Annotated in this window: 23 protein-coding genes; 10 read left to right on the top strand and 13 right to left on the bottom strand. The window is 63.5% G+C overall.

Features of this window, described 5'->3' with window-relative positions; genetic code table 11:
• Positions 1 to 61: 61 nt before the first annotated feature.
• A complete protein-coding gene (locus AC1RR3_RS16725) occupies positions 62 to 985 on the bottom strand; it encodes a LysR substrate-binding domain-containing protein (RefSeq protein ID WP_492824203.1) in 924 nt (307 codons plus the stop codon).
• Between the two features lie 485 nt (positions 986 to 1470).
• On the opposite strand from AC1RR3_RS16725, the gene AC1RR3_RS16720 reads away from it, so the two are divergent.
• Entirely contained in the window at positions 1471 to 2289 is an 819-nt protein-coding gene (locus AC1RR3_RS16720) for an alpha/beta fold hydrolase (protein WP_492824202.1), read from the top strand.
• Positions 2290 to 3073: 784 nt separating this feature from the next.
• Here AC1RR3_RS16720 and AC1RR3_RS16715 read toward each other — a convergent pair.
• The 10 genes from AC1RR3_RS16715 to AC1RR3_RS16670 all read right to left on the bottom strand — a co-directional run bounded on the left by AC1RR3_RS16715 (position 3074) and on the right by AC1RR3_RS16670 (position 13380).
• Entirely contained in the window at positions 3074 to 3844 is a 771-nt protein-coding gene (locus AC1RR3_RS16715) for a class I SAM-dependent methyltransferase (protein ID WP_492824201.1), read from the bottom strand.
• Positions 3845 to 5023: 1179 nt separating this feature from the next.
• Positions 5024 to 5224, bottom strand: a complete 201-nt coding sequence (locus AC1RR3_RS16710; RefSeq protein ID WP_011084994.1) for a hypothetical protein — start codon at positions 5222 to 5224, stop codon at positions 5024 to 5026.
• A gap of 294 nt (positions 5225 to 5518) precedes the next feature.
• Complete coding sequence (gene flhA / locus AC1RR3_RS16705; protein WP_492824200.1) at positions 5519 to 7660, bottom strand: flagellar biosynthesis protein FlhA; 2142 nt, start codon at positions 7658 to 7660, stop codon at positions 5519 to 5521.
• A 299-nt stretch (positions 7661 to 7959) separates the two neighbouring features.
• Entirely contained in the window at positions 7960 to 8715 is a 756-nt protein-coding gene (locus AC1RR3_RS16700) for a hypothetical protein (RefSeq protein ID WP_492824199.1), read from the bottom strand.
• Positions 8716 to 8975: 260 nt separating this feature from the next.
• Positions 8976 to 9278: a copper-binding protein gene (locus AC1RR3_RS16695; protein WP_492824198.1), complete on the bottom strand. Its 303-nt coding sequence runs from the start codon at positions 9276 to 9278 to the stop codon at positions 8976 to 8978.
• 16 nt (positions 9279 to 9294) lie between these two features.
• Positions 9295 to 9780, bottom strand: a complete 486-nt coding sequence (locus tag AC1RR3_RS16690; protein WP_492824197.1) for a cupredoxin domain-containing protein — start codon at positions 9778 to 9780, stop codon at positions 9295 to 9297.
• Between the two features lie 8 nt (positions 9781 to 9788).
• Positions 9789 to 11126, bottom strand: coding sequence for a multicopper oxidase family protein (locus AC1RR3_RS16685; RefSeq protein ID WP_492824196.1), 1338 nt, complete (start codon positions 11124 to 11126; stop codon positions 9789 to 9791).
• A 13-nt stretch (positions 11127 to 11139) separates the two neighbouring features.
• A complete protein-coding gene (locus tag AC1RR3_RS16680) occupies positions 11140 to 12564 on the bottom strand; it encodes a TolC family protein (protein WP_492824195.1) in 1425 nt (474 codons plus the stop codon).
• Positions 12565 to 12574: 10 nt separating this feature from the next.
• Positions 12575 to 12859, bottom strand: coding sequence for a hypothetical protein (locus AC1RR3_RS16675; RefSeq protein WP_492824194.1), 285 nt, complete (start codon positions 12857 to 12859; stop codon positions 12575 to 12577).
• Between the two features lie 77 nt (positions 12860 to 12936).
• Complete coding sequence (locus tag AC1RR3_RS16670) at positions 12937 to 13380, bottom strand: hypothetical protein (protein WP_492824193.1); 444 nt, start codon at positions 13378 to 13380, stop codon at positions 12937 to 12939.
• A gap of 227 nt (positions 13381 to 13607) precedes the next feature.
• Here AC1RR3_RS16670 and AC1RR3_RS16665 point away from each other — a divergent pair, with 227 nt between their 5' ends.
• From AC1RR3_RS16665 to AC1RR3_RS16625, 9 genes are read left to right on the top strand one after another with little or no spacing between them, the layout of a single operon-like run.
• Complete coding sequence (locus AC1RR3_RS16665) at positions 13608 to 14432, top strand: GntR family transcriptional regulator (protein WP_492824192.1); 825 nt, start codon at positions 13608 to 13610, stop codon at positions 14430 to 14432.
• Positions 14433 to 14483: 51 nt separating this feature from the next.
• Positions 14484 to 15653: an ABC transporter substrate-binding protein gene (locus AC1RR3_RS16660; RefSeq protein WP_492824191.1), complete on the top strand. Its 1170-nt coding sequence runs from the start codon at positions 14484 to 14486 to the stop codon at positions 15651 to 15653.
• Between the two features lie 23 nt (positions 15654 to 15676).
• A complete protein-coding gene (locus AC1RR3_RS16655; RefSeq protein ID WP_492824190.1) occupies positions 15677 to 16630 on the top strand; it encodes a ferritin-like domain-containing protein in 954 nt (317 codons plus the stop codon).
• A 13-nt stretch (positions 16631 to 16643) separates the two neighbouring features.
• Positions 16644 to 17567: a hypothetical protein gene (locus AC1RR3_RS16650; protein WP_492824189.1), complete on the top strand. Its 924-nt coding sequence runs from the start codon at positions 16644 to 16646 to the stop codon at positions 17565 to 17567.
• Positions 17568 to 17572: 5 nt separating this feature from the next.
• Positions 17573 to 18448, top strand: coding sequence for a branched-chain amino acid ABC transporter permease (locus tag AC1RR3_RS16645; protein ID WP_492824188.1), 876 nt, complete (start codon positions 17573 to 17575; stop codon positions 18446 to 18448).
• Between the two features lie 4 nt (positions 18449 to 18452).
• The gene (locus AC1RR3_RS16640) at positions 18453 to 19490 is read left to right on the top strand and encodes a branched-chain amino acid ABC transporter permease (protein WP_492824187.1); all 1038 of its coding nucleotides are present in this window, start codon (positions 18453 to 18455) and stop codon (positions 19488 to 19490) included.
• Positions 19487 to 20260: an ABC transporter ATP-binding protein gene (locus tag AC1RR3_RS16635; protein WP_492824186.1), complete on the top strand. Its 774-nt coding sequence runs from the start codon at positions 19487 to 19489 to the stop codon at positions 20258 to 20260. The genes AC1RR3_RS16640 and AC1RR3_RS16635 overlap by 4 nt, the downstream gene beginning before the upstream one ends.
• On the top strand, positions 20253 to 20966 hold the full coding sequence (locus AC1RR3_RS16630) for an ABC transporter ATP-binding protein (RefSeq protein WP_492824185.1): 714 nt from the start codon (positions 20253 to 20255) through the stop codon (positions 20964 to 20966). Before AC1RR3_RS16635 ends, AC1RR3_RS16630 begins: the two co-directional genes overlap by 8 nt.
• Positions 20967 to 20968: 2 nt before the next feature.
• The gene (locus AC1RR3_RS16625; RefSeq protein ID WP_492824184.1) at positions 20969 to 21817 is read left to right on the top strand and encodes an alpha/beta hydrolase; all 849 of its coding nucleotides are present in this window, start codon (positions 20969 to 20971) and stop codon (positions 21815 to 21817) included.
• A gap of 15 nt (positions 21818 to 21832) precedes the next feature.
• On the opposite strand, the gene AC1RR3_RS16620 is transcribed toward AC1RR3_RS16625, so the two are convergent.
• Entirely contained in the window at positions 21833 to 22240 is a 408-nt protein-coding gene (locus AC1RR3_RS16620; protein WP_492824183.1) for a DUF4864 domain-containing protein, read from the bottom strand.
• Positions 22241 to 22306: 66 nt separating this feature from the next.
• The gene (locus AC1RR3_RS16615; protein WP_492824234.1) at positions 22307 to 22957 is read right to left on the bottom strand and encodes a TetR/AcrR family transcriptional regulator; all 651 of its coding nucleotides are present in this window, start codon (positions 22955 to 22957) and stop codon (positions 22307 to 22309) included.
• Positions 22958 to 23049 lie beyond the last annotated feature (92 nt).

The raw sequence follows: 23049 nt of genomic DNA, 5'->3' as shown, positions 1-23049 counted from the left end.
GCCGTGCAGCCGTCGGCCAATCGCCGGCAAATGGCCTGAAGCAGACCTCCAACGCCGCCGCCTATTGAGCTTCAACATAGCGGATGATGCTCTGGTTCTGAACGTTTGCGACCAGTTCATCCGCGCGGGACAAAAGGCGACGGAGCAAGGGCGACGGATTGGCCCGATTGTATCCCAGCGCCAAATCGACCGTTGGCGTGCCGTCCTCGAGCGCTCTGGCGACGACGTTCGGTGCCAGCATGTTCTGCGCATAGAGGGGGACGAGGCTGATTCCGCCCGTGGAGGCCACGAGCGACATGGCCGATGATATGTTTTCGCCTTCGTACTTCGCCTTCAGCGTAATGCCGACCCGAGATGCGTAATTCTGTATGACCTCCTGCAGGACGGGGGACGTTCTTGCCGAGCTGACATAGATCTCGCGGGCCAGATCCTGGGGACGAATCTTCTTGCGCGATGCCAGACGATGTTCGGCCGGCAGCACGGCGATCAAGGGCTCCTTCGCCAATATCTTGAAGACGACGCCCTCCTTGTCTTTCTCGGGACGAAGGAAAGCTATGTCCAGCTTTCCCCGCATCAATGCGAGCGCGAGTTCTGGTGAAGACTGCGTGCTGAGCGTGACTTCAACATCGGGCGCTTCCTCGCGGAGGATGCGCAGAAGCTGGGGGAGCCACATCACCTCCAACCCGACGAGAAAACCCATCGAGAGAACGGGCCTTTGCGGTTGCGCCGTCTGCCGGGCCCCCTCCGTTGCGGCCTCCACCTGCAGCAGCGCCAGCCGCGCATGATCGAGAAACACGCGTCCGGCGGCGGTCAGCGTCACGCCGCGCGCCTGGCGCTCCAATAACTGAACGCCGATCTCGGCTTCCAGATCGCGGATCTGCCGGCTCAGCGATGGCTGAGAGGTGTTCAGTCGCCGCTGGGCGGCGGTCAGCAGGCTGCCTTCTTCAGCGACGGCAACGAAATAGCGCAGGTGCCGGAGCTCCATGACCCCTCGTATATCTTCCAGGCATAGCTCGGAGCCTACAAGGTCTTGGTCATCGGCCAAAGAGGGATTTAGCGTCTCGCGGTCTGCAACCAAAAAGGGACAAGAACAATGTCGACGCCGAAGCCTCGTATCCCCTTCAGCAAAGTGATCCCAGCACTCCAGGCCGATAGGCACGGCGTGATCGCAATTCAGTACGGCCTCAACAATTCTGCAGCGTTATCGAGAGTGGCATCCCTCATTTAGCGGGAAACGCGCGCGAATGCGCAGGAGCGACGAATAGCGCCGCGCCGGATCCGGCGATAACGCGTCGGCGATCGGGTGTTGCCGCGGCAAGGGCTCGCCGGCGAGGCCGCTGAACATCGTGTCTTTTGGAAAGCCAGGGGGCGCGATGTCTGGCCTGATCAGCTTGGGCCTGCCTGGTTTTTTTAGACCCCCGTCCGCAAACTTTTTCAACAAATATCCAACAGCACAGATGGAGCGACTCGATGTCCACGATCACGACTACAGACGGCGTAAGCATCTTCTACAAGGACTGGGGGGCAGGCCAGCCGATCGTTTTCAGCCACGGCTGGCCGCTGTCAGCGGACGACTGGGACGCCCAGATGATGTTCTTCCTTCATCACGGGTATCGTGTGATCGCCCACGACCGGCGCGGCCACGGCCGGTCCGACCAGCCCAGCACCGGCAACGACATGGACCACTGGGTTGCCGACCTCGCGGCCCTGACTGAACACCTCAACCTGCGCGACGCGATCCACATCGGGCACTCTACAGGTGGCGGTGAGGTGGCTCGCTATGTCGCTCGCCACCAGAAGCGCGTCGCGAAGGCGGTTCTGGTCGCTTCATTGACGCCGAATATGTACCGGAGCGAGAACAACGCGTCCGGTCAACCGCCGGAGTGGTTCGAAGCGATCCGGGCAGGCGTGCTGGGCAACCGGTCGGAATTTTACCGCTTCGTGCCTGAGAATCCGTTCTACGGCTACAATCTCGACGGGGCCAAGCCTTCCGAGGCCATCATCGCCAACTGGTGGCGCCAAGGCATGGCCGGTGGTGCCCTCGCTCACTATGCGACTGTCGCCTCCTGGCTCGAAGACTATACCGAGGACCTCAAGAAGATCACCGTGCCGGTGCTGGTGATGCATGGCGAGGCGGATCAAGTCGTCCCGTTCGCAAGTTCCGTGCCGCGTGCGGTCAACCTGCTTAAGAACGGGTCGCTGAAAACTTATCCAGGCTACCCCCATGGCATGCTGACCACCCATGCGGATGTCCTCAACCCCGACCTGCTCTCGTTCATCAGGTCTTGACGACATCTCTCATCCATCATCGCCTCCCGCACGAAGGAGATGCCGTTTGCAAGGCGGCTTCTCCTTCCGGTTCAAGAGACGGCATACGACAGCCGCTTTTGGCTCTAGCGGACCAACGACGACAGGCACGGCGAAGCCCGCTTGTGACCCAGAACAGACCTTCGCCTTTGGAGGTTCTGCCAAGGTTCGCAGCTGCCGATCAATTCTCATACGGATGTGATTTGGGTCTATTGCGCCGCGGTGCCAATACTATTTGGTCGGGCAAAGGACTTATTGGCAGGAGCTAACATGCTCGCGTCGATCCTGTTTAGCCTCGTCGTTATCGGGTTGATGCTTTGGTGCGGGCGCGTAACCGCCAACTTCGCGGCAGAGAGAGGCCGGTCTAAGCGCATTTGGTTCCTCTGGGGAGCGCTGTTCTTTCCCTTCTTTCCGGCTCAATGGTTCGTCTTGGGGCTGCTACCAAAAAAGTAAGGTCGCCTCAGTTGGCGGCCTCTTTCATCTTCCCTGATCCGCCACATTTTGTGCAGGGACGGAACTCATTCTTCTCGCCAAAGCGAAACGGATGCATGCCCCTCTCCTGGCCTGTCCCGTCACACTCTGGACAGTTGCGTTCGACTTCCTTCCGGTTGGTCATGTGCACCTCTCAGTGGCAACTTGTTGAATATCGAGCCAGCGGAGAATGTCTCCCCAAGGGCGGAGACCGCAATATTGACGCGAATGACCCGCAACGGAAGTCGCGCTCATGGACGAACGGCCACAGGATGCCTCGAAAATAACTGGTTTCTTAAGCGCTCCGTCGAGCGACATAGAGATGCGTTTCGTAATCCATGTCGAACTGCCCTCCTAGATCATCTATCGCTGTCGCAATTTCATGGAGCACCTCGTCGCGCTTCGCAGGCTCCATCATCCGGTGATCCGACCGCGTACGCAAATAAGCAGTATAGCTCGATGTCGTGTGCGACCATTTCCACGGATAGCACTTGTGCTCTACGGGTTCGAATACCCCTGACTGGTCAAACCACTCCTTGAAGGGGCCATTTGGCAGGTACCAAGCCTCAGGGGGCGGCCCCCATTTGCCGATTTGACGCAGATAAATTTCCTTGAACTGATCGAGTAACGCGGTCGGTAGTCCCGCTGGAACATGTCCAAACACGGCGAGTGACCCGTCCGGCGAAAGCGCCTCAGCAGCTTTCAAAAACCGTACCTCTGGAGAAATCCAGTGCCAAGACTGCGCGGCAATTATCAGTCGGAACACGGCTGGGGTTGCGGGCAATGCTTCGAAAGTAGTTTCCAATAACTCAACGTTGCTGAAGCCTACTAGGCTCTCACGTGCGCCACGAAGCATTTCCGATCCAGGGTCAGTTGCGATGATCGGAAAGCCTCGCCTAGCGAAGCTCTTCGTTGCTTGACCCGTGCCACAGCCGACTTCGAGGATCTTATCGTTTGGCTTCAAATCGGCATATGAGACGACATCGTCGATTAGCGCATCGGGATAATCGGGGCGTGCCGTCCTGTAGACACTTGCAACTTGATTGAATGTGAAGCGCTGCTCCATGGGTTTTCCTCCGATCGGACTGTGCGGAGTGCGTCGCATTAAAGCTGTTCGTTAGCCATCGTACAATCCATGCGACGACATTGGCCATGACCGTTGTTGGCCCGTAGCTGACCTTGCAGTGCAGTTCGCTGACCGTCAGCTTTGATTCCAGTTGCAGAAATTTGACATGAAGGCGGCTGACCGGGACCTGTTCGGCTGCTTGGCCCAGCCACAAGCCCTGGCGTTGCCCGACGGGCAAAACACTCAGCCTGTCGGTCAATCCGCATGGCCAAAAATATTCCACTTTACCGAAATTCGGAAACGGCGTATGTGTCGCGCAACCCGGCCCAAGGAAGAGGGGCGTATCGCGATCGTCACGAACGCGGGCCGGGCGGCGGTGGACGTGGGTCACATCGGCGCGAAGTGCTTCGCAGGGCGGGCAACCGTGAGCGAAAGCGTCGCGCACACGACCGGTGTGATCGGCGTACGGCAAAATCGTGTGGTCCTGGCGCCCGGGGTCTGTGCGCCAAGTGTTGCGGTGATGCGTGCGGCCCAACCGGGTCCGCAGCATCAGTCATCCGCAAGGCGACGGGGGCAATAGTGCAACGCTCCCCGGGGAGAGCGCGACATAAGCCGTAAGCCCACTGCGCAGGGAAGGCCGGATGTTCAGGCTTCACCTGTATGCCGCTGTGCAGATTCTTGTTGCCACCTTTCGCACAGTGGACCGTGGGTGCCCGGCCGGCACCCGGTCTTCCCTGCGCCCTCTTTCAATTGGGGGTGAGGCGATCATGCAAAGCTCGGGCGAGATGAGCCGCGAGAAGGCGAACGTATGTCAGCGGTAAAGCTGCGAACGATGAAGCGGCCAGTGCTACCCCATACTCCGTCATTGCGAGCGCAGCGAAGCAATCCAGAGTCTTTCCGCGGAGGGATTCTGGATTGCTTCGCTGCGCTCGCAATGACGAGGATGATGCAGTTGTGTGCTCCCAGCGCGTCCGGGACACGAGAGTGGCAACTGTCGTCAACCACACGAATTCAGCGGAGAGTTTGCGCCGGCCCAGCATACCCAGACATGAGAAAGCGCCCGTGGGGGGCGGGCGCTTTCTGTAGTCGACTTGGGGTTGGGGTCGTCTACATATCCACGTGGCGACTTTGGGGGGCTGGTAAAGAGCCGCGTGAATTCATGAAACTCGTCAAATCTCCTTATCGAACGAGGGATGCGTTCGAGCTGGTGATAACAACCGGCTTGCCGGCCTTGATGACGCGGGCGGTCTGGGTCAGACCTTCGTCGGAACCCGTGCGCGCCGTGATGCCGAAGCCTGCCACCGCGATCCCTGCGACGAGGGCGACGACCACGATCTTCAGGTGGGTCGAGCGATCTGCGCTGTAAATCGAGTGGTTCATGGAAGGCTCCTGCCGCCATCTACCCGAAGTAGTCGCTACCCTGTTCAGGCAGGTTCATGCTTCCGGTGCCCAACAACCTAGTATTGGGGGGATTCGTTCCCAAGGGGCGATCACAAGAGCGTGAAATGACGTGAAAGGTCGCGATCGAAAACGACCCTGGATCGTGCGATTTAGTAATTATTTCAAAGCCGTAATGTACCTGCCAGGCGCCTTTTCCGCATTTGGTCGACAAGGCGCCGGGAACTCAAAAACCATTTGCCTGTGGCCGAAAAACACACGGCTTCTTAAGGCAAATCAGATGCTTCCGACCGTTTTCAACCTCGCCCTGGGGTGGATTTCGGCCTGCGAGAGCACGGTCGTCTGGGCCCGGAACCGCTCGACCAGAGAGCGCACGAAGGGACGAATTGCCGCAGAGGTGACCAGCACCGGCGCCTCGCCTTCGCGCGCGGCGCGCTCGAACGCCTCGCGCACGCCGGTCATGAACTCGGACAGTTTCGAGGGCTGCATGGCGAGGCTGCGCTCCTCGCCCTGGCCGATGATGGATTCGGCAAAGGCCTGTTCCCAGCGCGCCGACAGCGCGATCAGCGGCAGATAGCCGTTGTAGGAGGTGTTTTGCGCGCAGATCTGCCGGGCGAGGCGGGCGCGGACGTGCTCGACCATGGTGGACGGATTGCGCGAGAAGGCCAGCGAATCCGCGATGCCTTCGAGGATGGTCGAGAGGTCGCGGATCGAGATGCGCTCGGCGAGCAGCAATTGCAGCACGCGCTGGATGCCGGAGACCGTGACCTGGCCGGGGACGATGTCCTTGACCAGCTCGCTCTGCTCCTTCGGCAGCTCCTTGAGCAGCTTCTGCACCTCGCCATAGGAGAGCAGGTCCGACATGTTGGCCTTGAGCAGCTCGGTGAGATGGGTCGAGAGCACGGTCGCGGCATCGACGACGGTGTAGCCCTTGAGCGAGGCTTCCTCCTTGAGGCTGGCATCGACCCAGGTCGCGGGCAGGCCGAAGGTCGGCTCGGTGGTGTGGATGCCGGGCACCTGCACCTGGCTGCCGCCGGGGTCCATGACCATGAACTGGTTCGGCCAGATCTTGCCGCTGCCGGCGTCGACCTCCTTGATCTTGATGATGTAGGTGTTGGCTTCGAGCTGGACGTTGTCGAGGATGCGCACGGCCGGCATCACGAAACCCATCTCGATCGCGAGCGAACGGCGCAACGCCTTGATCTGCTCGGTGAGGCGGTCGGTGCCGTCGGGGCCGTTGACGAGCGGCAGCAGCGCGTAGCCGAGCTCGATCTTGAGGTCGTCGATCTTGAGCGCCGCGGAGATCGGCTCCTCGGCCGCAGCGGCGCCCGGTGCACCCGGCGTTCCCGGGGCAGGTGCGGTCTTTGCGACTTCGTCAGCCCTGGCCGTCGCCCGGTTGCGGTTGCGGGCGTGCCAGGCGAGCGCGCCGGCGCCGGCGCCGAGCGCCAGGAAGGGAATGGTGGGGATGCCCGGCAGCGCCGCCAGCACCAGCATGACCGCCGCGGACATCGCCAGCGCCTGGGGATAGCCGGAGAACTGCTTCATCAGCGCCTTGTCGGCAGCACCCGAGACACCGGCCTTGGAGACGAGCAGGCCGGCCGCGGTCGAGACGATCAGCGCCGGCACTTGGGTGACGAGGCCGTCACCGACGGTCAGCAGCGTGTAGCTGCGCCCGGCGTCGGCGAAGGACAGGCCCTGCTGCGCGACGCCGATGATCATGCCGCCGACGACGTTGATGAAGACGATCAGGAGGCCCGCGATGGCGTCGCCGCGGACGAATTTGGAGGCACCGTCCATGGCGCCGAAGAAGCCGCTCTCGTCCTCCAGCTCCTTGCGCCGGTGCTTGGCGACCTTCTCGTCGATCAGGCCGGCGGAGAGGTCGGCGTCGATCGCCATCTGCTTGCCGGGCATGGCGTCGAGGTGGAAGCGCGCGGCGACCTCGGCGATACGGCCCGAACCCTTGGTGATGACGACGAAGTTGACGATGATCAGGATGGCGAAGACGATGATGCCGATGACGAAATTGCCGCCCATCACGAAGCTGCCGAAGGCCTCGATGACGTGACCGGCGGCATCCGTGCCCTCGTGCCCGTGCGACAGGATCAGGCGGGTCGAGGCCATGTTGAGCGACAGGCGCAGCATGGTCGAGATCAAGAGCACGGTCGGGAAGGCGGAGAATTCCAGCGGCGCCTGGATGAACAGCGACGTCATCAGGATCAGGATCGAGAGCGTGATCGAAATCGCCAGGAACAGGTCCAGCACGATCGCCGGCAAGGGGAGGATCAGCACCACCAGGATGGTGAGGACGCCGAGCGCCAGCGCGATATCGCCGCGCTTGAGGATGTTGCCGATCTCGGCAAGGGTGGGGAAGCCGGCGTTCGTGCTGCCTACGCCCTGTCCCGCGGTGACGTCGACCATGCTAGCTGCTCCCCCGCGCGACTGACGTCCGCGCGCCCCAATTGTCTGCGCGGCGGCCGAGGGGCCGCCGTTCCGAAAGTGAGGCACCGCACTGGCGTCCACGGGGGATCTCCCGTTTTACGCGGCTGACGACACTCGACTTCACCCGGCAATTCTTGCCGGGTGTATGGTTAGCAAAGGGTTAACGAAGGGTGCGGCAGGAGATCAGACCGGGGTGTTTCGGGGCCCCGGGATGCCGTAAGATCGTAGCCGTCAGGGTGGCAGCCGATGGGAAAGGGCAGGCCGGACGCTCGAACCGCCTAGAGCGCCTTGACGACGTCGGCTGCGCCCATTGGCAATTGGTCGTTCGACTCTTTCCTAATCGACTCCGCGACGTAACGGAGCTCGCGGTTCTTGACGAACCAATAGATCGCAAAGGCCCACAGACCGGATCCCTCCACATACAGAATGTAGGAATCGTTGGCTCGATCCGTGTGCAGGAAATGCATCAGCACCGAGCCCCCCATTGCCAGCAACATGTAGGCGCCGATCAGGAAGTAGGCTGTCTTGAACCGGTTGCGGGTCTTGCTGCTGTTGATTTTCGACAGCGTCGAGTCCGAGTACCAGAATATGATGATGCCGATACACACGAACGCCAGCACCGCGCTGATGCCGTGCAGGGTGACATTCGGGAAGCCGAAATAGGCAAGGGTGAATGGACTCGCTTTGCCGGAGACGGCCATCGGAAAGATTGCGACGAACAAGGTGAAAACGCCAGTCAGGCTGAGCCAGCGGTCTTCATTTTTCGAGAAGCCCTTGTAGCGGTACAGGAACACGCCGACGGCGAAGAGCAGGCCGCAGAACCAAAGTCGGACGGGATAGAGATCCGCCATGCCTTGAGCGGGATTCTGGGCAAAATAGTAATCGCTCAATGTGGGCTGGCGGTGAATTCCCCAAGCCCATCCAACTAAAACCACGACGACCGGAAAAGCCGCAGTGAGCAGGCCCATTCGATTTCGCAGTGTCTGGTAGTTCTCAACGATGGCCTTATCGATATGATTTTGGTCGATGCCCATAATGCGCTCCTATGACTGTAATGAGCGCCATTCTTCCATTATTTAAGGTTGTGGAAAAGAAACAAACTTCACAAAGGGTGTGTAGCTGGGCGGCGTGGTGCGCGAGCACGGTTTGGATTGGTCGCGGTTGGCAGATACCTGCGGTGTCCCAAATGGGCAGCCAGCCCTGATGGGCAGGCGATCCCCAATGCGCCATTGCGCATCGGGGCGCCCAGACCTTTCGGACGCAACGCCCGGGTTAGTGTTTGAGCAGAGGCGACCTACCTTGCCTTCTGCAGCTTCGTCACCGTGTACCCCGAAGCCGCCTCCTCCGCCTCGAAGGTCACCTTGTCGCCGACCTTCACCTGCTTGAGCAAAGCGGGGTCCTTGATGCGGTAGACCATGGTCATGGGTTCATCCATGCCGAGGCTCTTGGCGGGCCCGTGCTTGAGCGTGATCTTGCCGGCGCCCTCGTCGATCTTCTTGACCTCGCCGCTGATCGAGGCGCTCTGCGCCGCGGCCGCGGCGAAGGTCAGACCGAGCGTCAGCGCGAGCGCTGCGGCACTGCGGGTGATCGATTTCATGGCTCTCTCCATTGCTTCAATTCACGGTGACGTGGCCGACCATGCCGTAGTCGCGATGGCCGGGGATCAGGCAGGAAAATTCGAACGTGCCGGCCTTGGTGAACTTCCAGAGGATCTCGGCCGTCTTGCTCGGTGCGAGCCGCACGCCGTTGGGCTCGTCGTGCTCCATGTGCGGATGCTTCTTCATCACCTCGGCATGCGCGAGATTTTCCTTGGGTGTGGCGAGCAGGAATTCATGGTCCTCCTTGCCGACATTGCGCAGCACGAAGCGGACCTGCTCGCCTTGTTTGACCTCGATCTTGGCGGGGGCGTAGTCCATCTCGTTCATCAGGATCTCGATGGTGCGGGCGGGCTTCTTGGGGTCGCCGGGCTCACCGGCCGAAAAGGACTCATGCCCGTGCTGTTCGTGAGCAAGGGACGGTGCGATTGAAAGCGCAGCCAGCGCGGTGGCGAGTTTGATCGTCTTCATCGTCAACTTCTTCTTCTCCAGTTGGTGGTTCATCGAAACTCTCACATCTTCATGTTCTTCATCGGAGGGGCGCTTCCTTTCTGTCGCGCCGGCTCTGCGGCCGGTGGCGTAACTTCGTAGGCGACGGTGCCTTGCGGGAATTTGTAGGGGCCGGGATCGCGGTAATCGTCGCGCGCGAGGCCTTCGCGGATCTTCATCACGGTGAACATGCCGCCCATCTCGATCGGGCCGAACTGGCCGGTGCCGGTCATCATCGGCAGCGTGTTGTCGGGCGCGGGCATCTCCATGGTGCCCATCGCCATGCCGGTCGAGCCCATCGCCATGGCATCCGGCGCGAGCTTGCCGACGGCCTTGGCGAGATCCTTGCGCGACACGCCGATCAGGGTGCGGACCTCGTGGCCCATCGCGTTCATGGTGTGGTGCGACTTGTGGCAGTGGAACGCCCAGTCGCCGGGATTGTCGGCGAGCACGTCGAACACCCTGACCGCGCCGACGGGGACGTCGGTGGTCGTCTCGGGAATCTGCGCGCTCTCCGGAATCCAGCCGCCGTCGGTGCAGGTCACCGCGAAGCTGTGGCCGTGCAGATGGATCGGATGGTTGGTCATGCTGAGATTGCCAACGCGCACGCGCACCTTGTCGCCGAGCCGCACCGGCAGCGGATCGATCCCCGGAAACACCCGCGAATTCCAGGCCCACATGTTGAAGTCGGTCATCTCGTTGACCTGCGGCAGATAGGAGCCGGGATCGACGCGGTAGGTGCTCATCACGAAGACGTAGTCGCGGTCGACGGGGCGGAAGTCCGGATCGCGCGGATGCACGACGACCATGCCCATCATGCCCATCGCCATCTGCACCATCTCGTCGGAATGCGGGTGGTACATGAAGGTCCCGCTTTTCTTCATTTCGAACTCGTAGACGAAGGTCTTGCCCGGCTCGATGTGCGGCTGGTTCAGTCCGCCGACGCCGTCCATGCCGCTCGGCACGATCATGCCGTGCCAGTGCACGGTGGTGTATTCGGGCAGCTTGTTGGTGACGAAGATGCGGACCTTGTCGCCCTCGACCGCCTCGATGGTCGGGCCCGGGGACTGGCCGTTATAGCCCCACAAATTCACCTTCATGCCTTCGGCGAACTCGCGCACCACGGGTTCGGCGACGAGGTGGAATTCCTTCCAGTCGCCGTTCATGCGGAACGGCAGCGACCAGCCGTTCAGCGTGACCACGGGACGATAGTCGGGGCCACTGATCGGATGCAGCGGCGGCTGCATCACCACCTTGTCCATGGTGGGGGCTTCCGGAATCGATGCGGCCTGGACGCGGCCGCTGATGGCCGACGCGCTGGCAAGGGCGGCGCTGCCCAAAAATCCTCGGCGGGAAAACATGCTGGCCTCCATCTCAGTGGTCGCCATCGGCAGGCGCTGCCGCGGCGATGGTGGTTGAATTGTCGCCGCCGGACGCAAGCGCGCCGCCGCCGTTGACGGCGGTCTGCAAGTCGGACTGGGCGAGGAAGAATTTTTGTCTGGCGTCGATCGCGCCTCGCAGCGAGGCCAGGCGCTGCCGCGCCTCTGTGAGCAGCGCGAAGATATCGACCTGCATGCTGGAGAAGCGCAGTTGCATCTCCTCGGTGATGATCTTTCGCAAGGGAACAATCTCGCGCTGGTAGTGGCTGGCGATGTCGTAGGTCGAGCGATAGGCGCGATAGGCATCGCGTGCCTCCGAGCGAACGTTCACGGCGCGCTCGGTGAGGCGGTTGAAGGCGAGACTGTAGGTCTCGGCTGCCTGCCGCACCCGAACCTCCCCGCCGTCGAAGATCGGGATCTGGAACTGCACGTCGAAGCCCCGTTCGCGGAACGGTGAGCCCTCGGGGTCCTGGGTGCGGCGGGAGATGCCGGCGAGATCGAGCAGCGTCACGAAGCGCGTCGCCTCGGTGAGGTTCAGCGACTTCGCCAGCGCCGTCAGCTCCAGCCGCGCGATCTGCAAGTCGATGCGATGGCCGACCGCGTCGGCTTCGATTGAAGGCAACGCCTGCGGCCGGCGCGGCAGCGGCGGCAACTGGTTGGGCAGACGGAAATCGAGGCCGTCGTCCCACAGCCCCATCAGGCGGGCGAGCCTTTCGCGTGCGCTGGTCGCGGCTTGCCGCGCGGTGGCGAGGTCGGCGGTGGTCTCGGCGTAGAACACCTGCTCGCGGGCCTGGTCGAGCTTGTTGATCGAGCCGGTTTCGCCCAGCTTGGCCGCAAGCTGCGCGGTCGATTCCGCCGTTGACTTCGCGTCCGTCAGCAGCACCACCAGCTCGTTGCAGGTGACCGCGCGGACATAGGCGCGGCGCACCTCGGTGGCGAGCCGCAGCGTCGCCAGCGCCGCGCGCAATTGGGCCTGGCGGAAGCGGTCGCGTGCGATCTCGGAGCGGAACGGCAGCGTTGCCAAGGCGAGGATGTCGCCGACCACCTGGCGTTCGATCTCGCTCGCACCATTGCCCGATATCCGCGAGACCGAGAAGACGGGATTGGGCGGCAGGCTCTGCTCCACCATCTCGGTTTCGGCCAGCGCCAGCTCGTTATAGGACGCTTGCAATCCCTTGTTGTTGAGCAGCGCGATCTGCACGGTGGTCTCGATGGTCAGCGTGCGCGCCAGCAACCGGTGGACGGTCGCGTTGATGGTCTCGGCGCCCTCGGCCGTTCGCACGAAGGCGACGTCCTTCTTGATGGCCTCGCCGGTGAGATCCGAGACCGTCGTCATGCCTCCGTCCGGCGAGAACGCCATGCAGCCGGAGAGTCCGAACGCGGTGAGCACAAGCAGGCCGCGCGCGAGATGGTGTGTCATGGCGCGGCTCCTACCGGTCTTGCTTCGGCTGCGGCGCGACGGCGTCGTTGCGGTCGCGCCATGGTGCCGGCGTCGCAGGCCGCCGGCTGGTGTAGGGCGCGATGGTCGACCGATAGCCGACTGGTGCGACCTTCGCTGCCGGATCGGCAGGATCGGCGTCAGCAACCTGCGTCGTTGCCGGCATGCAGCCGGACAGCGTGAGCGCAAGCGCGGCCAGCAGCGGCCAATTCAATGGATAGTGTCGTCCACGCACCGCGGATGCGGCCGCGGGCTTCGCCCCGGAAAGCGTCAACATGATTCATCCCTGATCTGTCGTATGACCACAGGTTCGCGCGCGCGGATGCGCGTGCGGCCCGACGTCGTCGTGTCAGATCAGGCGATGGGGGGACGGTAGAGCCGGGGCGGCGCCTCGCTGTGCAGGCTGACCACGATCTCGGGCGCACAGGCGGAGATCGGCTGAAGCGGCTTGGCGACGATGGGCAGATCGGCCGGAAGTGCGCTCACGCACATCATCGCGCAGCACGGGCCCACTGTCCCCTTGCCGTCATGATGATGCGGGGCAGGAGCGTCCTGTGCGGCGGTCTGGTGATGCGCGTGTGGTCCGGCGTGGTCATGCGACGCGCCGTCATGCACATGGCCGGCTGACATCTGGTCATGCACCGGCACGAGGTCGGCGTGGAGAGCGTCGTCGAAGCACGGTGCCGGACCGTTGCCCCAAGCAAGGCTCGCGGCCGGCGCGAGCACGCAGAACAGGTAGGCGAGGGCGATGATCCGCCCCACCCTGATCCGCATCGATCGCGTCAATCGCAACAGCATTCCGCCGATAGGCTCCTCGCGCGGCAATGTTGCACACGCTGATTGCAAACTAATGGCAAAACGCGCATCCGCCTAGCCGTTCGTATGCAACCGGCTGCGCTTATCCAGCAAATCTGCGACCGCGCCTACACCAAAGTGACGCATGGTCAGACGGAAATTAACCCTTGCGCAATTGTATGGTTAGGCAGACAATCATTCAAATAGGGACCGACACTGTGGTTGGTGCAATGCAGGACGTGGGCGAGAGCTTGCCGGTGCTGGAGGCGGATTGGGTCAATCCTCCGCTCGATCGCACGTCGCCACTTCCGCTTTATGCTCAAATAAAACAAAGGCTTATTGGCTCGATCCTGCGCTGGGAACAGCCCGACCGGCGATTTTTCTCGGACGAGCAGCTGTGCGAGATGTTCTGCGTAAGCCGGGACACAGTGCGCCAGGCGCTGTCCGAACTGGTTCGCGAAGGCATGCTCACCCGTAGCCGCGGGCTCGGCACCTTCGTTGCCGTCCGCAAGCTGGAAGAGCGGTTCGGTCCTGGCATGGACTTCATGCGGCAGTGGGAAGCTGCCGGCACGCCGATCCAGCCTACGCTTCTTGTTTTCGAGCGATGCGGCGCTGACGACCAGATCGCCGCCGCGCTGGAGGTTGAGGTCGGCGCACGCGTTCTCTTCATCAAGCGTACCCGCGCCGCGGCGCGCGTACCCGTCGCCATCGACTATCGCTACCTGCCTGCCGATCTCGTTGACGACTGGGATGAAAGCGCGGCGCTCGCTTCGCCGCTTCATCTCTTGTGGCAGCGCGTCGAGCTTCGCACCGGCGACTTCGGCATCGAGGCCGGCGTCGCGGGCCCCGAGGAGGTTGAATACCTGCATCTTGCCGCCGGCGCGCCGGTGCTGACGCGCACGCTGCGCTACCGCGACGCGACCGGCCGTTTGGTGATGGCGGGCCACACCGTCCATCGCGGCGACCTCGTGCGCTACTCGCTGAGCATGCCGCTGTCGCGTGACGGCAAGGCGCCTGCGGGCGAGATCGACAAGAGCGGCGTGCACGACGATTGAACGACGGGCAACGGGCGGCCGCAAGGCACCCAATTCGAGTGGAGGGGTATCGTGAATTTTGACCGGCGCAACTTCCTGCAACTCATGGGCGGCACGGCATTGGCCGCGACGGGCGCGCGGACCGGCTGGGCGGCGGACGAGCCGATACGCGTCGGCTCGATCCTCTCGGTCACCGGCGCCGCCGCGTTCCTCGGCGAGGACATGAAGGCCGGCCTCCAGCTCGCTGTCGACGAGATCAACGCTGCGGGCGGCATCGGCGGCCGCAAGATCGCCTGGACCTTCTACGACGCCGAGAGCCAGACCCAGAAGGCAATCTCGGCGACGAAGCGCCTGATCAGCCAGGACAAGGTCGAGCTCATCCTCAGCGGCGGCAACATGAGCGGGATCGCGCTCGCGATGGCGCCGATGGCGGAGTCCGCCGGCATTCCCTTCATCTCGAGCGAGGGCGCGCTCGCCATCGTCACGCCGGTCACCGAGCGTAAATGGGTGTTCAAGAGCACGGTCGACGACGAGGACGTGCTCGAGCGTATCGCCGATTATTTCGCCAAGAAGAACATCAAGAAAGTCGCGCTGATCGCGGATACCAGTGGTTTCGGCCAGGGCGCGGTCACGCAGATGAAGAAGGTCGGCCCTCGCCGCAATCTCGACGTCTCTTACGAATCGTTCGACCCCGCCGACACCGACATGATGCCGCAGCTCACCCGCATCCGCGACAGCGGGGCCGAGGCGATCATCTGCTGGACCGTGACGCCCGCCGGCGTCGTGTTCCTCAAGCAGGCACAGCAGCTCGGTCTCGACAACCGCACGCTGGTCCACAGCTATGGCTTCGTCTCGTCCCACTACATGACGCTGGCCGGCGACGCCGCGAAATCGGTGCTGCTGGCGAGCCTGAAATTTCCGGTCGGCGAGCAGCTTCCCGACAGCGATCCGCTCAAGGCCGGCATTCTCCGGCTATTCCGGTCCTATCAGGCGCGCTTCAACCGCGCGGCCAGTCTCTATGCCGCGGAATCCTACGACGCTGCGATGCTGGCGAAAGAAGCGCTGGGCAAGGTCGGCGGCGACGTCTCCAAGCTTCCGCAGGGCATGGAGCAGGTCAAGAATTTCGCCGGGATGAGCGGCGTGTTCAGCTTCTCGCCGGAGCGCCACTCCGGCCTGTCGAAGAAGGACATCGTGCTGATCAACTGGCGCGACGGCCGTTTCAACCTCGCCGACTACGAATAGCCCAAAACAGGAGGGAGGATGCCATGGCACTCTCGCGTGACATGTCGCAAGATCAGGCTTTCGAAATGGTGCAGACCCTGCTCGATGCGCCCGAAAGCCGTTTTCCGCTGACTTTCAACTCGGATCTGCCGCGAATCCGCGAGCTGTTCCACGCAGCGACGCGCAACCAGTGGGATCCGAAGACCGACGTCGACTGGGATCAGCTCAAGCCGGAGAGTTATACGGAAGAGCAGCGCTATGCGGCGCGGCTATACTGGAGCCGTCGCGCCTGGAGCGAGTACGGTGCGATCTCGGAGAGCCCCTCGCTCCAGCTCCGCTTCGGCCTGGAGAACCGTCCCTCCGACATGCAGCTCTTCTTCACCATCCGCTCCCAGGAAGAGGCGCGCCACGCCGAGGTCTGTCACACCATGGCGGAGAAGCTCGGCGGCTACATTGAAAAGCCGGTGCAGCAATTGTTCGAGGGGTCGGTGTCGACCCACGGCGTGCGCCGCGCGACGCTGAATGCGGACGTTCCGCTCGAGGGGATCATCGCCGCGCTGGTCTGCACCGCCGAGGAGATCGCCTTCGACGTGTTCAAGCATCTCGACGACGTGACCCGCGATCCCGTCGCCAAACAGATCGTCCGCTACATCATGCGCGATGAATCACGCCACTGCGCCTTCGGCTGGTACTTCCTCGAGGCGATCTGCGAGACGCTGACGCCGGAGCAGAAGAAGATGATCGAGAACTCCGTCATCACCATGATGGAGAAGGTCGAGCTCAACGGCTACCATTCGAGCTGGCTCGCGCCGGAGAACCCGGCCTCGCGGGCCGAGGTCGAGGCCGACCGCATCACCTACGAAGCCGGGCTCGGCTCGACGGTGGAAGAGGCCGAGAAGCCGGTGTTCGTCGCGACCGTGCAGCGCATCCGCGACCAGATGAAGCCGCTCGGCATCAATCTGCCGCCGTTCCATCACGACAAGCTCGGGGCGATCTGACGTGCAGAGGGCCATGCATCAGGTCAAGCCGACCTTGCCACCGTCGCGCTTGCTGATCGAACGGCGTTTTCCGCTCGAGATGAACGTGACGCTCCCGGAGATCCGGGAGCTCTACGACACCGGCAAGGCCGGCCGCTGGAATCCGCATCGCGACGTCGACTGGACGGCGCTCGACCCCTCGCAATACGACAAGCCGGTGCGGCAGGCGGCGCGGCGCAGCTGGAGCCGCAGGCTCTGGGTCGAGGCGACGGGCCTCACCGAGACCCCCGCGCTGCTGATGCGCTTCTGCATGGAGGCCGGCCGCGAGATCGATCCAAAATTCTATCTCACGGTCCGCAATACCGAGGAGGCCTGGCACGTCGAGTGTTTCGACCGTCTTGCCGAGGCATTTGGCGGACGGATCGCTTCGCCGGCCGACCGCGCCTATGAGGCCACCTTCAACCGCAATCTGCACCGGCGGGCGATGGATGCGGGACAGAACCTCGACAGCTACGTGGCGTCGTTCGCGGCGTTCGAGGACGGCCTCGAACTCGAGCTCTGCCGCACCTGGCGTACCCACACCACCAACCCAACCGTCAAGGCCGTGCTCGATCGCGTCATCATCGACAAGGAGCGTCACGCTGCGTTTGGCTGGCTTTATCTCGACTCGCGCGCGCCGCATTGGAGCGCCAGAGATCGGGCGCTGATTGCCGACGAATTGACCGCGCATGTGCGCGAGACCGAGCTGAAAGGATATCACTGCCCCTGGCTCGCGCCGGAACATGCGGCGGTCGAGGCCGAGGCCGATGCGCTGACGGCTTCGACCGGTCTCGGTGGCGCGTCGCGCGCGGCGGAGGAAGATACGCTGGTGAACTATGCCGCGAATGCGCGGGCCAAGCTCGCGGAGCTTGGAATTGCCTTGCCCCTGTTCGAGTCCAACCGCATGCGAACGTTCTGAGCGCCATGACGACTGCCGTCCTCCAACTGCTCGTCGCCGGGATCGGCACCGGCAGCATCTATGCGCTGATCGCCCTCGGATTCAATGTCGTGTTCAAGAGCACGGGAGCGATGAATTTTGCGCAAGGTGAGTGGGTGGTGATGGGCGGGATGATCTCGGCGCTGCTGTTTGCGGCGACGAGCAATATCGGGCTCGCCTGCGCGCTCGCGGTGGTCATCGTCATCATGGTCGGCATCGTGTCGGAACGACTGGTGATCTGGCCGTTGCGGCGCCCGAACACGCTGTTGATCACGCTCGTCAGCATCGGGCTCGCGATCTGCACGCGCAGCCTGGTCATGCTGGTGCTCGGCAAGAAGCCGGTCGGCTATCCCGGCTTCTCGCAGATGCCGACGCTGGTGGTAGGCGGCATCGCGGTGCAAACGCAGACGCTGTGGATCATCGGCCTGACGATCGCCTTCCTGATCGCGATGCATCTGTTCTTCGAGCGCAGCATGCTCGGCAAGGCGCTGCGTGCGGCGGCGGCCGATCGCGACGCGGCCGCCATCGTCGGGGTGCGCGTCGAGACCACGGTGACGCTCTCGTTCGCGATCGCTGCCTTTGCCGGTGCGCTCGCCGGTGCCATCATCACGCCGCTGACGCTGTCTTCCTACGATCAGGGCGCCATGTTCGGCTTCAAGGGATTCAGTGCCGCGATGCTCGGTGGCGTCGGCAGTCTGCCGGGCGCGGTGGTCGGTGGGCTCGCCCTCGGCCTCCTCGAGGCGTTCGGCAGCTTCTACATCTCCTCCGATTTCAAGGACGCGATCGCCTTCACCGTACTGCTCCTCATCCTGTTTGCGCGTCCCTCCGGCCTGCTTGGCCGCGCCGACGTGGTCAAGGTCTGACCGGATGGCCCAGGCCCGCGCCAAACCCGCTTCGTTGTCGTCCGCTCCGGTCGAGGCGGTATCGCAGCCTCTGCGGCAGCCGGCCTGGACGACCAACGGCCTGTCGGATCACCGGCTCCTGCTGATTGTGTGGCTCGCGCTGCTGGTGGTGCCGTTGGTGGCGCCGAATGCCTATTTCGTCTCGCTCGCCAATATGATGCTGATCAATCTCATCCTGATTGCGAGCCTGAACCTCCTGATGGGCTATGGCGGACAGATTTCGCTCGGCCATGCCGGGTTCTACGGGCTCGGCGCCTATGTCAGTGGTGTGCTCGGCGTGAAGCTCGGACTGAGCGCGTGGATTGGCCTGCCGGTGGCGGCGCTGTTCACGGGGCTCGCGGCGCTGATCATCGGCATTCCGGCACTGCGCCTGCGCGGGCTCTATCTGTCGATGGCGACGCTCGGCTGGAACGCCATCCTGGTGGTGTTGTTCAATCGGCTGATCGACGTGACCGGCGGCCCCAATGGCCTGTTGGGCGTCCGCCCGTTCGCGGTCGGCGGCTTCGCGCTCGACAACGACCTGCGCCAGTTTCCGCTGGTCTGGCTGGTGTCGCTGCTGGTCATGCTCGCCGTCCTCAACCTGTTGCGCTCGCGCATCGGCCGCGCCTTGCGCGCCGTCGCGACCAACGAGCTTGGCGCGGACGCCGTCGGCATCGACAGCTTTCGCACCAAGCTTCTGGTCTTCGTCCTCTCCGCCGGCATGGCCGGGATTGCCGGCAGCCTCTATGTCCATGTCAACCAGTTCGCTTCGCCGGAGACGTTCAGCGTCTCCAACTCGATCCTGCTGGTCGTGATGGTCGCGATCGGCGGCAGCGGATTATATTGGGGCCCGCTGTTCGGTGCGCTGATCTACACCGCCGTGCCGCCGCTGCTTCTTGAATACGAAGACGCCGAGCTGATGCTGTTCGGCTTGGCGATGCTGGTCGTGCTGATCGCGTCCCCAACGGGGATCGCGGGATTGCCGACGATCCTGCGACGCCGGCTCGCAAGGGGGCGGACATGACCGCGCCCCTGCTGCGCACTCAGGCGCTGAATTGCTACTTCGACGGCTTGCGCGCCGTTGCCGACTTGAGCTTCGAGGTCCGTCCCGGCGAGATCAAGGCGGTGATCGGACCCAACGGCGCCGGCAAGAGCACGCTGTTCAACATGATAGCAGGCGTGACCCGCCCGACCTCGGGCCAGATCTTCTACGATGGCATCCGCATCGACGTCATGCCGACTTTTCGCCGCGCCAGACTTGGCATCGCCCGTACCTTCCAGAACCTCCAGATCTTCCGCGAGATGACCGTGCTCGAGAACGTCATGACCGGCCGCCACATCCACGGCCGCGCCGGCGTCATCGGCGCGCTGCTGCACGGCCCGTCGCTGCGTGCGGAGAACCGGGCGATGGCGGATGCCGCAATGGACCTGCTGGCGCGCTTCGAACTCGACGGCAAGGCGGATGTGCTGGCCGGCGATCTCGGCTTCGGCCAGATGAAGGTGCTGGAGCTTGCGCGCGCGCTCGCAAGCGAGCCGAGGCTTCTATTGCTCGACGAACCCGCTGCCGGGCTGCCGCAGGCGGAGGCCGAGCATATCGGCAAGATCATCTCCGCGCTCAATCGTGACGGCATGACGGTGCTGCTGGTCGAGCACAACATGCGCATGGTGATGTCGCTCTCTCACGACATTCTTGTGCTCAACAATGGCATGCGGATTGCCGAAGGCGATGCCGACAGCGTGCGCCGCCATCCCGATGTGCTCGCGGCCTATCTTGGGGAGGGCGAGCATGCTTGAGGTCGTGGGGCTGTCGGCCGGCTACGGACACGTCTCCGTGCTGCACAACATTTCGCTGCGTGTGGAATCGGGCCAGTCGGTTTGCCTGATCGGCGCCAACGGCGCCGGGAAGACCACGCTGCTGCGCTGCCTCGCCGGGCTGTTGCGGCCGAGCAGCGGGCAGATTCGGGTCGAAGGCAACGACATCGCCGGGCGGTCGGCCTCCACGCGGCTCGATTTCGGGGTAACGCTGGTGCCGGAAGGCCGCCGCGTCTTTGCGCCGATGAGCGTGCGCGAGAATCTCGAAATGGGCGCGTTCCGCCGGCTGTGGCCGCGGCGCGACCGCAAGGTCGAAGCCGACATGGATGCCGTCTTCGACATGTTTCCACGCTTGCGCGAGCGGCAGAGCCAGCCGGCGGGGCTGCTCTCCGGCGGCGAGCAGCAGATGCTGGCGATCGGGCGTGCGCTGATGTCGCGGCCGCGCCTGCTGCTGCTTGACGAGCCGTCCATGGGGCTCGCACCCCGGGTCGTGCAGGACATCTTCGCCACCATCCGGCGGCTCAATCAGCAGGGCATCTCGATCCTGCTCGCCGAGCAGAACGCCAACATGGCGCTGCAAAGCGCCGGCTGGGGCTACGTCATCGCGGAAGGCGAGATTGTGCGCGAGGCGGAGAGCGCCGCGCTCGCGCGCGATCCGATCATACGCACCGCCTATCTTGGACTCTGATCATGCATTCTGGAAACGAAATCCTGCACGGCATCGATGACGGGCTCGAGGCGCAATATGCGCTCCGCAACCGTCACCCCGAGCGGGAGGACATCTACCGCGATCACCAGCAGCGCAGCGCCGCGCTGCGTGCGATGGGGAATTGCTGGCTCGACGTTCGTTATGGCGCCGGCCCGCGCTGTTTGCTTGACGTGTTTCCGGCGGGCGAGGGCGCGCCCGTGTTCTTCTTCATCCATGGCGGCTACTGGCGCGCGCTGGACAAGTCCTACGTCTCCTTCATCGCCGAGCACTATCGAAACGCCGGCATGACGGTGGTGATGCCGACCTACGATCTGGTGCCGGAGGTGCGCGTCAGCGGCATCGTCGAGCAGATTCGCCTCGCCCTTACCTGGACGCTGGGCCAACTGAGGCCGGCCCGCGTGGTCGTCGCCGGGCACTCTGCCGGCGGTCAGTTGGCGGCGATGCTCGCGTTGGATCAGGCAGAGAGAGGCCTGGGGCGCATCGCCGGACTGGTCGGTGTCAGCGGTGCCTTCGATCTGCGTCCGCTCCTCAAGACCTCGATCAACCGCGACCTGACGCTGTCGGCCGAGGAGGCCGAGGAGGAGAGCCCGCTCCTGCGGCTTCATCGCCTGCCCAAGCAGGCTAGCCTGGTGCCGCTGCTGGGTGTCGTCGGCGGCGACGAGACCGCGGGATTCAAGCGCTGGACCTCGGACCTGGTTTCCGGCTGGCGCGAACGGGGCAGGGAGGCCCAGTATTGCGAGATCGCCGGTTGCAATCATTTCACGGTGCTCGATCGGATCGCGGAGGTTGATGGGAGCGTCCTGCGCGCCGTGACCGCGATGGTCGCCTGACACGAAAGCGCCTGCTCAGACCGCCTGTCCCACCTTCAGCAACGAGCAGCCAGTGATCTTGTAGCTGCCGTCGCCCTGCTGCTCCAGCGTGTACAGCGCTTCCCAGGCCTCGCCATTGGCGTCGACAATATGGACGTGCTGGGAGATCCAGCTGCCTTCACTCTTGCTCTCGCCGAATTCAAAGCTCTTGTGCCGGTAGACCGGCGGGTAGCCGTTCTGCACCATCGACATGAAGATGTCGGGCGCGGGGAATATCTCCCGGATTGCCGGCGCGGCATGGGAATAGGCTGCGGCCGCATCGTCGCGCGCAAAAGCCTGTTCCTGGGCGCGGATGACGCCCTGCGCCGCCGTGACGTCGCCGGCGAATGCTGGAGCGGCACTGAGGGTGATGATAAAGGCGACGAGCACGGCGGCAATGCGCATGACAGGCTCCGCGTTGAAATCCCGGCGGGGCTGATCCTAGCACGCCCCATGGGACATACGGGCGTGTTATCGCTTCCGTTTCACCGTCGGTTTCGCGGACCTGGCTGTGCGAGCCTTGGTCTTGGGGCCGGGCTTGCCGACCGGCTGCACCCGCAGCCCGTCGACGAATACGTCGAGCATCCGCAGCACCGAGGATTGCCAGCCGGGCTGGTCGTGCATGTAGCACATCCCAAAAAATGCCCGCAGCAAATCCTCCGGGCTGACATCGCCGCGCATCTGGCCGGCCACGATCGCGCGATCGAGCAGCGAGCCGATCGCCTTGGTCAGCCGGTCCATCGAGAACGCCGCGAGCTCCGATGAACTCTGCACCGCGAGCGCCAGGGCAGCCGTCATGCCCTTCTTGGTGGCAACGAATTCGACACCTGAGCGCAGCCAGCGCCTGAGCGCATCGACCGGATCCTTGGCATTCTTCAATTGTTCGGCAAGCTCGCTGAGCTGCTCGACCTCGCGCCGGTACACCGCCTCGAACAAATCCTCGCGGGTCGGAAAATGCCGGTAGAGCGTGCCGATGCCGACGCCGGCGCGTTTGGCGACGGCCTCCAGGCTCGCTTCCGGCCCGCCCGCGTTGAACACGACCTTGGCCGCCTCGAGCACGCGCTCTCGATTGCGCACGGCATCGGCGCGGGGTTTGCGAATCTGGTCGGCCTGGTGGTCCATGCAGGCAATGTAGATCACGAATTGGTTAGATTGAACCCTTGCAATGAACCCATGCAGCGCTGCACCGCGTTGTCCGCGCATGGGCTTTTGAC

It is taken from the genome of Bradyrhizobium sp. GW821-FHT13H05, assembly GCF_058804065.1.
The sequence above is the reverse complement of the archived record's forward strand: the minus strand, read 5'-3'. Positions and strand labels throughout refer to the sequence as shown.

Coding starts and splice junctions, on each gene's coding strand:
- AC1RR3_RS16645 (WP_492824188.1), top strand. CDS start 17,573: ATGACGACTGCCGTCCTCCAACTGCTCGTCGCCGGGATCGGCACCGGC.
- AC1RR3_RS16640 (WP_492824187.1), top strand. CDS start 18,453: ATGGCCCAGGCCCGCGCCAAACCCGCTTCGTTGTCGTCCGCTCCGGTC.
- AC1RR3_RS16655 (WP_492824190.1), top strand. CDS start 15,677: ATGGCACTCTCGCGTGACATGTCGCAAGATCAGGCTTTCGAAATGGTG.
- AC1RR3_RS16630 (WP_492824185.1), top strand. CDS start 20,253: ATGCTTGAGGTCGTGGGGCTGTCGGCCGGCTACGGACACGTCTCCGTG.
- AC1RR3_RS16665 (WP_492824192.1), top strand. CDS start 13,608: ATGCAGGACGTGGGCGAGAGCTTGCCGGTGCTGGAGGCGGATTGGGTC.
- flhA (WP_492824200.1), bottom strand. CDS start 7,660: ATGGTCGACGTCACCGCGGGACAGGGCGTAGGCAGCACGAACGCCGGC.
- AC1RR3_RS16670 (WP_492824193.1), bottom strand. CDS start 13,380: ATGCTGTTGCGATTGACGCGATCGATGCGGATCAGGGTGGGGCGGATC.
- AC1RR3_RS16625 (WP_492824184.1), top strand. CDS start 20,969: ATGCATTCTGGAAACGAAATCCTGCACGGCATCGATGACGGGCTCGAG.
- AC1RR3_RS16715 (WP_492824201.1), bottom strand. CDS start 3,844: ATGGAGCAGCGCTTCACATTCAATCAAGTTGCAAGTGTCTACAGGACG.
- AC1RR3_RS16695 (WP_492824198.1), bottom strand. CDS start 9,278: ATGAAATCGATCACCCGCAGTGCCGCAGCGCTCGCGCTGACGCTCGGT.
- AC1RR3_RS16675 (WP_492824194.1), bottom strand. CDS start 12,859: ATGTTGACGCTTTCCGGGGCGAAGCCCGCGGCCGCATCCGCGGTGCGT.
- AC1RR3_RS16690 (WP_492824197.1), bottom strand. CDS start 9,780: ATGAACCACCAACTGGAGAAGAAGAAGTTGACGATGAAGACGATCAAA.
- AC1RR3_RS16650 (WP_492824189.1), top strand. CDS start 16,644: ATGCATCAGGTCAAGCCGACCTTGCCACCGTCGCGCTTGCTGATCGAA.
- AC1RR3_RS16725 (WP_492824203.1), bottom strand. CDS start 985: ATGGAGCTCCGGCACCTGCGCTATTTCGTTGCCGTCGCTGAAGAAGGC.
- AC1RR3_RS16635 (WP_492824186.1), top strand. CDS start 19,487: ATGACCGCGCCCCTGCTGCGCACTCAGGCGCTGAATTGCTACTTCGAC.
- AC1RR3_RS16615 (WP_492824234.1), bottom strand. CDS start 22,957: ATGGACCACCAGGCCGACCAGATTCGCAAACCCCGCGCCGATGCCGTG.
- AC1RR3_RS16685 (WP_492824196.1), bottom strand. CDS start 11,126: ATGTTTTCCCGCCGAGGATTTTTGGGCAGCGCCGCCCTTGCCAGCGCG.
- AC1RR3_RS16620 (WP_492824183.1), bottom strand. CDS start 22,240: ATGCGCATTGCCGCCGTGCTCGTCGCCTTTATCATCACCCTCAGTGCC.
- AC1RR3_RS16700 (WP_492824199.1), bottom strand. CDS start 8,715: ATGGGCATCGACCAAAATCATATCGATAAGGCCATCGTTGAGAACTAC.
- AC1RR3_RS16710 (WP_011084994.1), bottom strand. CDS start 5,224: ATGAACCACTCGATTTACAGCGCAGATCGCTCGACCCACCTGAAGATC.
- AC1RR3_RS16720 (WP_492824202.1), top strand. CDS start 1,471: ATGTCCACGATCACGACTACAGACGGCGTAAGCATCTTCTACAAGGAC.
- AC1RR3_RS16680 (WP_492824195.1), bottom strand. CDS start 12,564: ATGACACACCATCTCGCGCGCGGCCTGCTTGTGCTCACCGCGTTCGGA.